14 protein-coding genes are annotated in these 14,296 nt (G+C 67.0%); 10 read left to right on the forward strand and 4 right to left on the reverse strand.

Annotated elements, in window-relative coordinates; translation table 11 throughout:
- Positions 1-52 precede the first annotated feature (52 nt).
- Positions 53-1,048 (reverse strand): oxygenase MpaB family protein, encoded by a 996-nt coding sequence (locus AU193_RS03415; protein ID WP_064420972.1) that lies wholly within the window; start codon positions 1,046-1,048, stop codon positions 53-55.
- Positions 1,049-1,151: 103 nt separating this feature from the next.
- On the opposite strand from AU193_RS03415, the gene AU193_RS03420 reads away from it, so the two are divergent.
- Together AU193_RS03420 and AU193_RS03425 are read left to right on the forward strand one after the other, a co-directional pair.
- The gene (locus AU193_RS03420) at positions 1,152-1,748 is read left to right on the forward strand and encodes a TetR/AcrR family transcriptional regulator (RefSeq protein ID WP_064420932.1); all 597 of its coding nucleotides are present in this window, start codon (positions 1,152-1,154) and stop codon (positions 1,746-1,748) included.
- Between the two features lie 222 nt (positions 1,749-1,970).
- Positions 1,971-2,315 (forward strand): hypothetical protein, encoded by a 345-nt coding sequence (locus AU193_RS03425; protein WP_064420933.1) that lies wholly within the window; start codon positions 1,971-1,973, stop codon positions 2,313-2,315.
- A 7-nt stretch (positions 2,316-2,322) separates the two neighbouring features.
- On the opposite strand, the gene AU193_RS03430 is transcribed toward AU193_RS03425, so the two are convergent.
- Together AU193_RS03430 and AU193_RS03435 are read right to left on the reverse strand one after the other, a co-directional pair.
- Positions 2,323-2,925 (reverse strand): DinB family protein, encoded by a 603-nt coding sequence (locus AU193_RS03430; protein WP_064420934.1) that lies wholly within the window; start codon positions 2,923-2,925, stop codon positions 2,323-2,325.
- A gap of 2 nt (positions 2,926-2,927) precedes the next feature.
- A complete protein-coding gene (locus AU193_RS03435) occupies positions 2,928-3,452 on the reverse strand; it encodes a DinB family protein (RefSeq protein ID WP_064420973.1) in 525 nt (174 codons plus the stop codon).
- 62 nt (positions 3,453-3,514) lie between these two features.
- Here AU193_RS03435 and AU193_RS03440 point away from each other — a divergent pair, with 62 nt between their 5' ends.
- Complete coding sequence (locus AU193_RS03440; protein ID WP_064420935.1) at positions 3,515-4,471, forward strand: YafY family protein; 957 nt, start codon at positions 3,515-3,517, stop codon at positions 4,469-4,471.
- On the opposite strand, the gene AU193_RS03445 is transcribed toward AU193_RS03440, so the two are convergent.
- Entirely contained in the window at positions 4,461-5,012 is a 552-nt protein-coding gene (locus tag AU193_RS03445) for a nucleotidyltransferase (RefSeq protein ID WP_156425098.1), read from the reverse strand. The genes AU193_RS03440 and AU193_RS03445 overlap by 11 nt on opposite strands.
- Before the next feature lie 60 nt (positions 5,013-5,072).
- Here AU193_RS03445 and AU193_RS03450 point away from each other — a divergent pair, with 60 nt between their 5' ends.
- The 7 genes from AU193_RS03450 to AU193_RS03480 all read left to right on the forward strand — a co-directional run bounded on the left by AU193_RS03450 (position 5,073) and on the right by AU193_RS03480 (position 14,225).
- A complete protein-coding gene (locus AU193_RS03450; protein ID WP_064420974.1) occupies positions 5,073-5,873 on the forward strand; it encodes an endonuclease/exonuclease/phosphatase family protein in 801 nt (266 codons plus the stop codon).
- 9 nt (positions 5,874-5,882) lie between these two features.
- Complete coding sequence (locus AU193_RS03455) at positions 5,883-10,055, forward strand: NEW3 domain-containing protein (protein WP_064420937.1); 4,173 nt, start codon at positions 5,883-5,885, stop codon at positions 10,053-10,055.
- Positions 9,980-10,618: a malonyl CoA-ACP transacylase gene (locus tag AU193_RS03460; RefSeq protein WP_082682816.1), complete on the forward strand. Its 639-nt coding sequence runs from the start codon at positions 9,980-9,982 to the stop codon at positions 10,616-10,618. Before AU193_RS03455 ends, AU193_RS03460 begins: the two co-directional genes overlap by 76 nt.
- Positions 10,618-11,538, forward strand: coding sequence for an ROK family protein (locus AU193_RS03465; protein ID WP_064420939.1), 921 nt, complete (start codon positions 10,618-10,620; stop codon positions 11,536-11,538). The genes AU193_RS03460 and AU193_RS03465 overlap by 1 nt, the downstream gene beginning before the upstream one ends.
- A 390-nt stretch (positions 11,539-11,928) precedes the next feature.
- Positions 11,929-12,459, forward strand: coding sequence for a 50S ribosomal protein L10 (gene rplJ, locus AU193_RS03470; protein WP_064420940.1), 531 nt, complete (start codon positions 11,929-11,931; stop codon positions 12,457-12,459).
- A gap of 101 nt (positions 12,460-12,560) precedes the next feature.
- Entirely contained in the window at positions 12,561-12,953 is a 393-nt protein-coding gene (gene rplL / locus AU193_RS03475; protein ID WP_064420941.1) for a 50S ribosomal protein L7/L12, read from the forward strand.
- Between the two features lie 192 nt (positions 12,954-13,145).
- Positions 13,146-14,225: an ABC transporter ATP-binding protein gene (locus AU193_RS03480; protein ID WP_064420942.1), complete on the forward strand. Its 1,080-nt coding sequence runs from the start codon at positions 13,146-13,148 to the stop codon at positions 14,223-14,225.
- The last annotated feature ends 71 nt before the right edge of the window (positions 14,226-14,296 follow it).

A 14,296-nucleotide genomic window follows, 5' to 3' on the forward strand; every position in this document is an offset into this window, starting at 1 on the left:
AGCAGGCCGCTACTCGTACTTTTCCTGCTGGAATGCCATTTCGCGGCGGTTCTCAGGCTTCGGCGAAGCTGCGCTCGACCTCATCGCGACTGAGGACCTGGTCGTCGCCCAATCGGTATGTCGGCAGTGTGTGCGCCACGTCGGTGCCCGACGCCACCCTGGCCTGTGCCTGCTGAAACTCCGGGATGGGTCCCTGCGCGAGGTGCAGCCCGTTGATGACCGACCAGACGGTCGCCCGGCGCGCTGTGCGCTCGAGGATGTTGGGGTCCTTGTGCTGGATCAACTGCTTGGCCCAGCGCGGCATGGTGTCGCGGATGGCCCAGTTGATCGCGCTCTGTGCCACCGGCAGGCCCGGACCCGTCGCGACCGACGTGCCGTGCGTGACGGCCAGCCGCGGTAGGTAGGACTCGAGGCAGTCGGCGACCTCGGCCTTGGTCTGGGGTAGATCCGTTCCGCCCAACGCGTGTCCGACCCGCACGAATTCACGGTAGTAGCCGTCGATCTTCTTGCCACGCAACGGGTTCGGATGGTACAGCTCGTGCGCGGTGGCCAGGCCCCACACCACGGTGGCGTAGTTCCATCGCAGCCAGTCCGGGTCGTTGGCGTCGTAGCGGGCGCCGTCGGGTCGGGTGCCTTTGATGGTGTGGTGCATCGAGCGCACGGACTTCGCCAGGCGCTCAGCGGTCTGGGTTGAGCCGTAGGCGGTGCCGATGAAGAACGCGATCGAATGGCCGAGACGTACCGCCGCGCCCCTGGGGTCGATCTCCGGTCGGCCGACGCCGTTCTCGTCGCGTTTCACCAGCCGTGAGTGGTGAATGCCCATCCAGTAGATGGACGGATCCAGCCGTTCCATGAACGCCGCGCACTGCAGACCGAAGATCAGCGCCTGCATGTGCGAGTGCACATGCCAGACCGCGCTGCCCCGGCCGAACCAGCCCGGATCGCCCACCGGCGCGGCGAACTCCATACCGCGGAAGTAGTTGCGCCGGATGTCCTTGTCGAAGCGCTGGTTGAGAAACTCTCCGATGAATTGGTGCGGCAGCAGAATCACGTCGACTCCTAGGTTCCCCAACTCTGGTCACGGATGTAGCCAGAATACATTTTGGTCACGCATGTAACCAGAGTCGAGGCTTCTCGCTTACGCTGAGACCGTGAGCAGTCCCACCCGTTGGGCGGGCGTGCCGCTGACGGACCGGCGCGCCGAGCGCCGCGCACAACTGATCGACGCCGCTTTTCGGCTGTTCGGGGAGGGCGGCGAGGCCGCTGTGTCGGTGCGGTCGGTGTGTCGCGAATGCGGGCTCAACACGCGGTACTTCTACGAGAGCTTCGCCGACACCGATGACCTGCTCGGCGCCGTCTACGACCGGGTGAGCGGTCAACTGGCCGAAGCGGTCGAGGCGGCCATGTCGCGGGCCGGGGATTCGCTGCGGGCCCGGACCCGCGCGGGGATCGGAGCGGTGCTCGGGTTCAGCTCCGCGGATCCGCGCCGCGGCCGGGTGCTGTTCACCGATGCGCGATCGAATCCGGTGCTGGCGGCTCGGCGTGCGGCGACACAGGACTTGTTGCGCGAAGGCGTGTTGGCCGAGGGCTGGCAGTTGCATCCGGATTCGGATCCGATCGCGGCGCAGGTCGGCGCGGCGATGTACACCGGCGCGATGGCTGAGTTGGCCCAGCAGTGGTTGGCGGGGCGGTTGGGGACGGACTTGGACGCGGTCGTCGACCACGCCGTGCGGCAGTGGCTGCGCTGAGAGTTTCGGGGCACCTGTTGTGTTGCCAACCTCAGAGCGACTTTGTCGGCGAAGTCGCTACGGGCGGTAGTAGGTGAGCGACATTGTCGCTGCGAGGTTGGCAAGGATCGAGTGTGGCGCCCCATCCCGCGGTGCTTGGCCACAGTGCTTGTCCGTGGTGCTTGTCCACAGCAGCCGCGGCGCCACCGCATTTTTGTCGGTGCGGAATGCCACCGTGGGGGTATGGAGAAGCGAAAAGTCCTGCGCGGCACCGAGCTTCGTTACGTGCTGACGACTCATCTCGCCGTCCACGGCCCCGCCACCGTCGACTCGCTCATTGCGATGCTCGACTATCACTATTTCGACGTCGCCGGCCGGCCCTCCAAGGCGGTCTCCGACGCGCTGCGGACTGAGATCCGGCGCGGTCGCGTCCGCCGGCTCCGGCGCGCATACTACGGCCCCGGCAGCATGCCCCGCTCCACCGAGCAGTACATCCACAAGCGTGTGATGGCACTGCGCGAGGAGGCCGCCGCGCACGCGACCGACGGCGAGGCCGACAGCTTCTGGAACCGCCTGTTCGCCGGCTGAGACCCGGTCAGCTCGCGGACCTCGGCCGCCACCGCTTGATGAAGCCCGTCTCCGGCCACTCCTCGTTGGCGGCCATCAGCTCGTACATCGTTGCGCCGTCGATTGATTCGCGGATGATGTCGGCGTGTCCGGCGTGTCGACTGAGCTCCTCGATCAGGTGCATCGCGACCCAGCGGACATCCCAATGGTCGATGTCGTTCGGAAACCACGGCACCTCGTGCGGAACCGGAACCGGTGTGGACAGATCGGCCGAACCGAGCACCCGCAGCGTCGCTTCGTTCTGGGTTCGCAGCGCGGCGAGCAAATCGGCGAGCGTCTCGTCGTCGCGCATCACGTACTGATCGGCGTACTCGGCCATGACCTCATGCATCGGGCGGTCATCTTTGGGTGGGAAGTCAGGCGCCGCGACCACCCGTTCCGTCCAGCCCTTCTGCACACCGGCGGCGTGCTTGACCAGTCCGCCGATCGAAAGCGAGCTGACCGACGGCGTCGAGCGCGCCTGCTCGTCTGTCAGCCCGAAGGCGACCGACGAGAACGCGTTCTGTTGGAAGGCGAGGAACTGCACCAGCGTCTGGCGTTCGTCTCCGGCGGGCGGCGGCATTCCTGGCACGGCTACTTTCCCTTTCGATCGATGTGGGTGTACAGGTCTCGGATACAGGCGATCTCAGCACCGTGGTGGATGAACTCGCGGTTGACGTGGAGGACGAGTGCGATGAACGGGTACTCGGCGTAGGGACCCTCGGCAGGTCCGCACGGGCGCTCCAAGTCATCGTCGGACAACGCGCGCACCCCGGCGATCCAGGTTCCGTACTGCTCGTCGAGTTGGCGCAGCGCCGTCGCAGCGTCGGTGGCGTAAGACCATGTTTGATAGTCGGCCGGTGGCCCGCCGAAGTGACTGTGATTGCGCATCGCGAACACGCCGACGATGAGGTGGGCCAGACGCCAGGCGATCGTCGTGAACGGAGCCGGCGTCGGCTCGGGATGAGTGAAGTCGACCGAGCCATCCGGGTGGACCGTCCAGCAGTCGGGAACCGGCTGCCAGAAGTACTCGTCGTCGGTGAGCCCCTGAAACCGGGGGTGCAGGAAGTTGGTCCAGTGGTAGTCGACCTGCTCGGCCAACTCGTCGGTCATCTTCATGTCCATCAGGATGGCAGGCTTATAGGACAGTTTCGGTCCGCAGATTGAGGCAGACTTTGGGCGTGTCGGAGACGACGAGCCGGGTGCTTCGGCTCCTGGGCCTGCTGCAGTCGCGCCGGGTGTGGACCGGTGAGGACCTCGCCGAGCGCCTCGGGGTGACCACGCGCAGTGTGCGCCGCGACATCGAACGGCTGCGTGATCTCGGCTATCCCGTCCACGCAAGCAAGGGCCATGGCGGCGGTTATCAGCTCGGCGCCGGTGCGGCGTTGCCGCCGCTGCTGCTCGACCCCGACGAGGCCGTCGCGATGGCCGTCTGTCTGCGCCTGGCCGCGGGCGGAACGGTTGCCGGGGTGGGGGAATCGGCGCTGCGGGCGTTGAGCAAGCTCGATCAGGTCATGCCGTCGCGGCTGCGGTCGCAGGTGGCCGCGGTTCACCAATCGACCATCACGCTGATGTCGCCGACCTCCGATGCGCCGGTCGAACCCGACGTCTTGATGACCCTGGCGCGCGCCTGCCGCGACCACGAACACGTGACGACCGGTTACGTCGACATCCGCGGCAACGCGACCCAGCGCCGGCTCGAGCCCTATCAGTTGGTCACCACCGGGCGGCGCTGGTACGTACTGGCCTACGACCGCGACAAACAGGACTGGCGCAGCCTGCGGCTGGACCGGATGCACGACGTGCGCGCACAGGCGAGCACCTTCGTTCCCCGCGAGGCGCCCGACGCTGCTGACTACGTGCAGCGGTCGATCAGCAGCTCACCGTACCGTTATGTCGCACGCGTTCACTTCGAAGCTCCGGAAAGCGTTGTCGCACAGCACTTCTCACCGACATCGGTGACGATCGAGCCCGACGGGCCGGACGCATGCATCGTCACCGCCGGTGCCGACGATCCCGAACGCATGGTGCTCTACTTCGCGACGGTCGGATGCGATTTCCGGGTGCTCTCGCCGCCGGAAGTGATACACGCGGTGGAGGCGGTCTGGAAGCGACTGCGACGAAGCGTCAGCCGGTGAGCTCCAGACGATCGGCCAGCATCAAGAACGCCGACGCGAACGGATTGTCGGCGGTGTCGGCGCGGAGCTGCTCCCAGTCCAGCTGTTCGCGGACCGCGCGCACCGCGGGAAGCAGTGCGGCGAAATCGCAATGGTGTTCGTTGAGGGAGTTCAGCTTCTCGCGCATGACCTCGCTGGGCGCCAGCACGCGCATCCGGACCGCCAGCACGTCGTACTCCTGAGCCGCCAGGATTCTCTCCTTGTCGACCGGAACGCCGTTGAGCCGATGCAGGACGTCGATGACGAAGTCCTCCTCGACGCACGCTTTGAACAACCAGTCCTCCGGTGTGCGCTCGACCCGGAAACCCGCCTCCTCCAGCGTCGCCGCCGCCTTCTCGGTGTCGGGCTCGGCGACCACGAAATCCACGTCGTGCACGGGTTCTGGGCCCCCGAACACCCACAGCGCGTAACTACCGCCCAAGGCGAAATCGGGGCCCTGGGCGCGCAACGCCGACGCCGCCCGTTTGAGGGCGTCGCGCAGGTCATCGTTTCTCTGGGGCACTACTCTCCTGGGGGCGACTGATGGGCCAGCAGCCATTGTGGGTAGCTAGTACCCATGCAGATGCGGATGGCCACCTTCAACATCTTGCACGGCCGCAGCGTGCACGACGGGCTCGTTCACCGAGACCGCCTCGTGGAAGCCGTCCGGGAGATCGACGCCGACATTCTGGCTTTGCAGGAAGTCGATCTCGACCAGCCGCGGTCCGGGACCGCCGACCTGACCGCGGTCGCCGCCGAAGCGATGGGTGCGGTGAGCCACCGGTTCGTGGCGGCGATCTCCGGGACACCCGGCGCCACGTGGATGGCGGCCACCGGTGACGAGCAGCCAGGAACCGCCGCCTACGGCATCGCACTGCTGTCGCGGTTTCCCGCGGAGTCGTGGCAGGTGCTACGGCTGCCGCGGATTCCGGTGCCGTTTCCGATGTATCTACCGGGACCCAATCGGGTGATGGTCGTCAACGAGGAACCGCGCGCTGCGGTTGTCGGCCAGTTGAACACTCCGCTGGGGCCACTGACCGTTGCCAATACGCATCTCTCGTTCGTGCCGGGGTGGAATCGGATGCAGTTGCGGCGGCTGCTACGAGACATGCGCGGCTTCCCCTCGCCGCGTGTGTTGATGGGTGATCTGAACATGGAGCCGCGAGCGGTCCAGCGGTGGGCGCGTATGCGACCGCTCGCCTCGGCGATCACGTTTCCGGCCGACGAGCCCGATCGTCAACTCGACCACATCGTCACCGACGACCGTGGCCTGCGGGTGGAGCGGTGCTGTGCGCCTGAGCTTTCGATCTCCGACCACCGCGCGCTCGTCGTCGACATCTCCCGCGACCGAGTTCTTCCGCAATGCCGAGGTGCCCGCACGTAGGGTTTGATTGTGCGCGTCATCTCGGCGGAGTCGACGGAACTGTTCGTCGGGCCCGCGAACGCGCCGTTGCAGCTCGTGCGCGTGACCTACGCCGATGGCACGGGTGAGGTGCGAGTCGACGGTGACGGCCTGGTCGGCCACGCGCGCGGGGCGGCGAGTGACGGCACCGTGGAGGTGGCGGTCACGGTCACCGACCCGATCCCCGGTGAGCAGCGACCGGCACGGGTCGTCACGGGCGACGCAATCACGCCGTTCGTCTTCACCGTCGCCGAACCCGGCTGGACGATGTACATGATCAGCCACTTCCACTACGACCCCGTGTGGTGGAACACGCAGGCCGCCTACACCAGCGTGTGGAGCGAGGACCCGCCCGGCCGTTGCCGCCAGACCAACGGCTTCGACCTGGTCAGCGCCCATCTCGAAATGGCCCGCCGGGAACCCGAATACAAGTTCGTGTTGGCCGAGGTCGACTACCTCAAGCCGTTCTGGGACACCCGCCCCGAAGATCGCGACGATCTACGCCGCTTCATCGCCGACGGCCGCGTCGAAATCATGGGCGGAACGTACAACGAGCCGAACACCAACCTCACCAGCCCCGAGACGACCATCCGAAACTTCGTCCACGGCATCGGTTTTCAGCGCGACGTACTCGGCGCCGACCCGACGACAGCCTGGCAACTCGACGCGTTCGGCCATGACCCCCAGTTTCCGGGCATGGCCGCCGATGCCGGGCTGACGTCGAGTTCATGGGCACGCGGTCCGCATCATCAATGGGGCCCGATGGCCGGCGGCGGCGACGCGGAGCGCATGCAGTTCAGCAGCGAATTCGACTGGCTCGCCCCGTCCGGGCGCGGGTTGCTGACGCATTACATGCCCGCCCACTATGCGGCCGGCTGGTGGATGGATTCGGCTCCGACGTTGGAGGCGGCCGAAGCCGAGACCTATGGACTCTTCACGTCGCTGAAGAAGGTGGCGTTGACCCGCAACGTGCTCCTGCCGGTGGGGACCGACTACACGCCACCGAACAAGTGGGTCACAGAGATTCACCGATCGTGGAACACGCGCTACACCTGGCCGCGGTTCGTCTGCGCGCTGCCGAAGGAGTTCTTCGCCGCGGTGCGTGCCGAATTGGCCGAGCGCGGTATCGAGGCGTCGCCGCAGACGCGGGACATGAACCCCATCTATACCGGAAAAGACGTCTCCTACATCGACACCAAGCAGGCCAACAGGGCAGCCGAAGACGTCGTGCTCGACGCCGAGAAGTTCGCGGTGTTCGCCGGGCTCCTCGGCGGTGCGACGTACCCCCAGGCCGCGCTGGCCAAGGCGTGGGTTCAACTGGCTTACGGCGCGCACCACGATGCGATCACCGGCTCGGAATCCGACCAGGTGTACCTCGACCTGTTGACGTGCTGGCGAGACGCATGGGAGTTGGGCAGGGCGGCACGTGACAACGCGCTCTCCGTGCTGTCGGGTGCGGTCGACGGATCGGTCGTGGTGTGGAATCCCGTCGCGCACGGGCGCACCGACGTCATGACTGCCCGCATTCCGGCGCCCGCCGGGCCAGTACGCGTTGTCGATCATGCCGGCGACGAGGTACCGGCTCACGTCGAGCACGGCGGGCGGACGGTCAGCTGGCTCGCCCGAGACGTGCCGTCGTTGGGCTGGCAGTCCTATCGACTCGAGGAGTCGGATAAGTCCAGTTCGTGGGAACCGTTGAGCGGCAATGAGATCGGCAACGACCATTACCGGCTGCGGGTCGATCCTTCACGGGGCGGTGCGGTGGAGTCGTTGGTCGAAAGTGGTTCGGGCCGATCGCTGATCGCTGACGGTGAGGTCGGCAACGAGTTGGTGGTGTACGACGAGTACCCCGCGCATCCCGAGGCGGGTGAAGGGCCGTGGCACATCCTGACCAAGGGACCCGTGACTGGTTCCTCGTCATCGTGTGCGACAGTGCAGGCCTACCGGGGAGCGCTCGGGGAGCGGTTGGTCATCGACGGTGCCATCGGTGAGATCCTGCGCTACAGGCAGGTTCTCACGCTGTGGCACGGCGTGGCGCGCGTCGATTGCCGAACCACGATCAACGAGTTCACCGGCGCCGACCGGTTATTGCGCCTGCGCTGGCCGTGCCCGGTGCCCGGTGCGATGCCGGTCAGCGAGGTCGGCGACGCGGTGATCGGGCGCGGGTTCGCGCTGCTGCACGAACACGGCCGCGAAACGGCGGTCGACGCCGCGATTCATCCGTGGACGCTGGACAACCCCGCATACCGCTGGTTCGGGCTGTCGTCGACGATGCGGGTCCGCATCGGTGATGGATGTCGGGCAGTCTCGGTCGCCGAGGTCATCATGCCGACCGACAGCGCGTCGGCGCTGGCGCGTCCGTTGATGGTTGCGCTAGCGCGCGCCGGTGTCACCGCGACGTGCAGCGCCGCGGACAGTCCGCGCTACGGCGACCTCGCTGTCGATTCGAACCTCCCGGACGTGCGGATCGCACTCGGGGGTCCAGACCAGAACCGTTTCACCGCAGCGGTTCTCGATGCAGTTGATCCGTCGTACGCCGAGGAGGTGAAGCAACAGCTCGATGCGACCGATGCAGCCAGAGTGTGGGTGCCGGCGGCCGTGCGGCTAAAAGAGGCGTGGCTGCCGAGCGCGGACCTGCGCGAGATGCGGGCGCTGCCGGTACTGATTCTGGCGGGGTCCGTTCTGGACGATGTGGTCGCGGGTGTGGTCGACGACCTGGCCGACTGGGAGATCGTCGTCGAGCAGGAGACACCGGCCGATGTCGAACCGTTCGAAGACCGGACGGTGGCCGTGCTGAACCGCGGTGTGCCGGGCTTCGCCGTCGAATCGGATGGCACGCTGAATCTTTCGCTGATGCGCTCGTGTACCGGTTGGCCGTCAGGCACGTGGATCGATCCGCCGCGACGCACAGCGCCCGACGGATCGAACTTCCAGTTACAGCACTGGACGCACATGTTCGACTATGCGCTGGTTTCCGGGGACGGTGACTGGCGCCAAGCCGCCGTTCCGGCTCGCAGTGCCGAGTTCTCGAATCCGCTGCTGACGGTGACGGAGAAGTGGGGAGCGGTGGGCGGGCTGCCACGGTCAGGTTCGCTCTTGGAGATCCAACCGGCGGGCTCGGTGCGGCTCGAAGTGCTGAAGGCCGCAGGCAATCCGCTGGCCAGCGGTAGCGCGCGGCCGGTCCACCCGTCTGACGGTGTCGCGATGAGACTGGTCGAAACCACCGGCGGTACAACCGAAGTCGCGGTCACCTCGGGACTGCGCCGGGTATCTGCCGCTGTGCGGGTCGATCTCCTCGAGCAGCCACGCGTGCGGGAGGTGACGTCGGAAGGGCTGTCGTTACACGGCTTCGAGATAGCCACCGTACTGGCCCGGTTCAATCTTCCGCAGGTCTTGCCGGCCGACCATACCGTCCTCGCGCCGGAGGCGGAGGAGGCTCAGCCGCTCTACGCCCGATACTGGCTGCACAACCGCGGTCCGGCCCCGCTCGGCGGCCTGCCGGCGGTAGCCCATCTTCACCCGCAACACGTCGTGGCATCGGATTTCCCACTGCCCCTTCGCCTCACCGTCGCCAGCGATTGCTGCGACGAGATACTGCACGGCCGGGTGCAGCTGCTGTGTCCGGACGGGTGGACGGCTGAACCCGGCGTCCTGCCGTTCATGCTGCCGCCCGGTGAATACCTGGACACCAGCGTCAGCGTGACACCGCCGAAAGCATTGTCGCCCGGGCTGTATCCGATACGTGCCGAGCTGGCGTTGACGGGTGCGCACGTCTCGATTCCGCCGTCGTGGCGTCAGGTGGTCGAGGACGTGTGTGTTGTCGCGGTCGACGCGCCGCCGGACCACACCCTGTTGCGGCTCGTCGCTGGACCCGAGCCGGTCGACGTGATGGCCGGTGAAACGGCGCGAATAGCAGTCACCGTCGGCACCGATGCGTGCGCCGAGATTGCGGTCGAAGCACACCTGATCAGCCCGTGGGGCACGTGGGAGTGGTTGGGGCCGGCGGTGTCCGGCGTCGAGCTGCCCGCTCGCGGCACGGTTGAGATCGGCTTCGACATCACCCCGCCGGAATGGGTTGAACCGGGTGAATGGTGGGCGCTGGTCCGGTTGGCCGCCGCCGGAGACCTCGTGTACTCACCCGCTGTGAAGGTCACGGTTCGGTGAGTGAATCGGCGTGGGCAGGCGTCGCGGCGATCGTGGACGGTGTCCCGGTGTCGCTCGACGAAGTCGATGCGCGCGAGGCCGCATTGCGCGACTCGCGGATCGCCTCCTCGTTGCCGCGGCCCGGCACCAGCGAAGGTCGACAGCTGCGGCGTTGGCTGACCCAGCTCCTGGTTGCCGAACGCGTCGTGGCGGTCGAGGCCGCGGCGCGCGGATTGAACGCCGATAACGCGCCGGCCGAGGCCGACGTGCTGCCGAATATGACCGTGCGGATGGAGATTGGCAGCGTGGCGGCTTCGGTGCTGGGCGACCCGCTGGCCCGCGCGGTCTTCGCCGAGGTGACGGCCGGTATCGACGTCGACGATGACCAGATCGCGTCGTACCAGGAGCGAAACCCGTTGCGGTTCAGCGAAACAGCGCAGGTCGCCGAGCATCTGCGTGCCGCCGCCCGACGGCGGGCCTTCCGGCTGTGGCTGGACGCCCGGTGTGCGGCCGTCGTCGAACTGGGCCCCGGATACGAGCATCCCGGCGATCCCCGCCAACCCGACAACACGCACCGGCACTGATGACCGACCTCACTCTCGCACTCGACATCGGCGGCACGAAGATCGCCGTCGGTCTCGTCGACGATGCGGGCACGCTGGTGCACCGGGCACAAGTGCCGACACCGGTGGGAGATGCCGAAAGAATCTGGGCGGCTGCGGATTCGCTGCTCACCGAGGCCCTGGCCACCGCGGGAGGATGGGTGCGCGGCGCCGGAATCGCCTCGGCCGGACCGATCGACTTGTCGGCCGGCACCGTCAGTCCGATCAATATCGGCGGGTGGCAAGGCTTTCCGATCGTCGAGCGTGTGGCGACGGCCGTCGGCGCTCCGGTGAGGCTCGCCGGCGACGGTCTGTGCATGGCGATGGGGGAGCACTGGCGCGGTGCGGGCCGCGGCGCGGACTTCCTGCTCGGGATGGTCGTCTCGACCGGTGTCGGCGGCGGATTGATGCTCGACGGCGCACCCTATGACGGGCGAACCGGCAACGCCGGGCATGTCGGGCACATCGTCGTCGATCCGGGCGGCGCCCCGTGTACGTGTGGCGGGCGCGGCTGCGTCGAAACCATCGCAGCGGGTCCGCGCATGGCGCAGTGGGCGCGAGAGCACGGGTGGAATGCGCCCGCCGGAGCCGACGCGAAGGAACTGGCCGACGCCGCGAACGCCGGAGACGTCGTCGCGCTGAGAGCGTTTCGCCGTGGGGCGGTGGCTGTGGGCGCGATGATCGCGTCGGTCGGTGCGGTCTGCGACCTGGATCGGGTCGTGGTCGGCGGCGGTGTGGCCAAGTCCGGGGAGCTGCTGTTCGACCCCGTTCGGGAAGCGCTCGCGTCCCACGCCGGGCTGTACTTCATCCGTGGCATCGAGGTGGTGCCGGCCGAACTCGGCGGCGACGCCGGGCTGGTCGGGGCGGCGGCCTTGTTGCGGCAGCAGACGGTGGACCGCTGAGGGTGCCGGTCGATGGCGGAGATTCAGGCGGATTGCGCACCTCCGCGAGCGGGTGAGCGTGCGCAAGCTGCTGCGAATCCCCGGTGTGTCGTGTGCAACGCGCACGTTCGCGCAGACAAGAGAGGGGCACGTTTTGGCTGATGAGCGGGTGGTCGGCTATTCTTGACGGCGTTCCACCGAAGACCGTCGGTCACCGATGAGCGCTTGCGCGAAGAGCACAGGCCTCGAGCAATCGGTTGAAGGTCCCGGATCACCCGGGCGGCCCACGCAGGAGGACGAGGCTATAGCTGATTGCTGCGCCCCGACCTGTCTGCGTCGGGGCGTTCGTCGTTTCCGGGTCCTGACTGCTTGCACGCCGACCGATGGTCACCCATCCACGAGGAGGCATGCATGGCCAAGGCTGACAAGGCCACCGCGGTTGCCGACATCGCCGAGCAGTTCAAGGAGGCATCGGCGACGCTCGTCACCGAGTACCGCGGGCTGACGGTGGCCAACCTCAAGGACCTGCGCCGTTCGCTCGGTGATTCCGCCACCTACACGGTCGCCAAGAACACGCTGGTCAAGCGTGCCGCGGCCGAGGCGGGCATCGAGGGGCTCGACGAGTTGTTCGTCGGTCCCACCGCGATCGCGTTCGTCAAGGGCGAGGCCGTCGACGCCGCCAAGGCGATCAAGAAGTTCGCCAAGGACAACAAGGCCCTCGTCATCAAGGGCGGCTACATGGACGGCCGCCCGCTGAGCGTGTCCGAGGTCGAGCGCATCGCCGACCTGGAGTCGCGCGAGGTGCTGCTGGCCAAGATGGCCGGCGCTATGAAGGCGAACCTGTCCAAGGCCGCCGGTCTGTTCAACGCTCCGGCGTCGCAGGTCGCCCGGCTGGCCGCCGCTCTGCAAGAGAAGAAGGCCGACACCGAAGAGGCGGCGTAGCCGCGCACCCACCACCCCGTGACTTGTGGAGCCGCACCGGCGCTGACCGCCGGCGACACTCCACAAATCGCAACCAGAAGTAAGTAAGGAAAGGACCAAACATGGCCAAGCTGTCCACCGACGAGCTGCTCGACGCGTTCAAGGAACTGACGCTGCTGGAGCTCTCCGAGTTCGTCAAGAAGTTCGAGGAGACCTTCGAGGTCACCGCCGCTGCCCCGGTCGCTGTCGCGGCTGCCGGCCCCGCCGCCGGTGGCGCCCCCGCCGAGGCCGCCGAGGAGCAGTCCGAGTTCGACGTCATCCTCGAGGGTGCCGGCGACAAGAAGATCGGCGTCATCAAGGTTGTCCGCGAGATCGTCTCCGGCCTGGGCCTCAAGGAGGCCAAGGACCTCGTCGACGGCGCTCCCAAGCCGCTGCTCGAGAAGGTCGACAAGGCTGCCGCCGACGATGCCAAGGCCAAGCTCGAGGCCGCGGGCGCGACGGTCACCATCAAGTAACACCGCGCCGGCACGCCGGCAATACCACCACTGTGGGGTCGATCCAGCAAACGGGTCGGCCCCACAGTCGTTTTCTCGATGGGTCACAATCCGACCCCAGACTCGTGTCGTGGTCAGCGGCGGTAAGCTACAGTGACTCAAGCCACAAGCGGCAGGCCTGTGGTGTGACGATGATTGGCGGAAGGATCTCGCGTGGGCATTGGTATCCAGATTGAGGGACTGACCAAGTCCTTCGGCCCCCAGCGAATCTGGGAGGACGTCACTTTCGACTTGCCGCCGGGTGAGGTGAGCGTTCTGCTCGGCCCCTCCGGTACGGGCAAGTCCGTGTTTTTGAAGTCACTGATCGGTCTGCTGCGCCCGGAGCGCGGCAAAATCATCGTCGACGGCACCGACGTGATCCAGTGCACCGCCAAGGAGCTCTACGAGATTCGCACGCTGTTCGGCGTGATGTTCCAGGACGGTGCGCTGTTCGGTTCGATGAGCCTCTACGACAACACTGCCTTCCCCTTGCGTGAGCACACCAAGAAGAAGGAAAGCGAGATCCGTCAGATCGTCATGGAGAAGCTCGAGCTGGTCGGTTTGGCCGGCGACGAGAACAAGTTCCCCGGCGAGATCTCCGGTGGTATGCGCAAACGCGCCGGCCTGGCCCGCTCCCTGGTGCTCGATCCGCAGATCATCCTCTGCGACGAGCCCGACTCGGGTCTGGACCCGGTTCGCACCGCGTACCTGAGCCAGCTGCTGATCGACATCAACGCGCAGATCGACTGCACGATCCTCATCGTGACGCACAACATCAACATCGCCCGCACCGTGCCCGACAACATGGGCATGTTGTTCCGCAAGCACCTGGTGATGTTCGGTCCGCGCGAAGTGCTGTTGACCAGTGACGAGCCCGTTGTCCGGCAGTTCCTGAACGGTCGCCGAATCGGTCCGATCGGTATGTCCGAGGAGAAGGACGAGTCGACGATGGCCGAAGAGCAGGCCATGATCGATGCCGGTCACCACGACGGTGGCGTCGAGGAGATCGAGGGTGTGCCGCCGCAGATCCAGGCGACGCCCGGCATGCCGGAGCGCCAGGCCGTCTACCGGCGGCAGGCCCGGGTGCGCGAGATCATGCACACGCTGCCGCCGAAGGCGCAGGAAGCCATCCGTGCCGACCTCGAAGGTTCGAACAACCAGGGTGGCAGCGCCTTCCCGGACGGCGCCACGGCCCGGCACCGCACGGCCGAGGAGGACGCCCCGACGGGCGCCATGCCGCGCGCGCAGCAGTAAGCCGCACGCGTGGGCGTCGGGCACGCCGCTGGTGAACGAGAAGCTCGGGCGGAACAGACGCCTCGTATCGA

This window comes from Mycobacterium sp. GA-1285, assembly GCF_001499905.1.
Taxonomy (GTDB): Bacteria; Actinomycetota; Actinomycetes; order Mycobacteriales; family Mycobacteriaceae; genus Mycobacterium.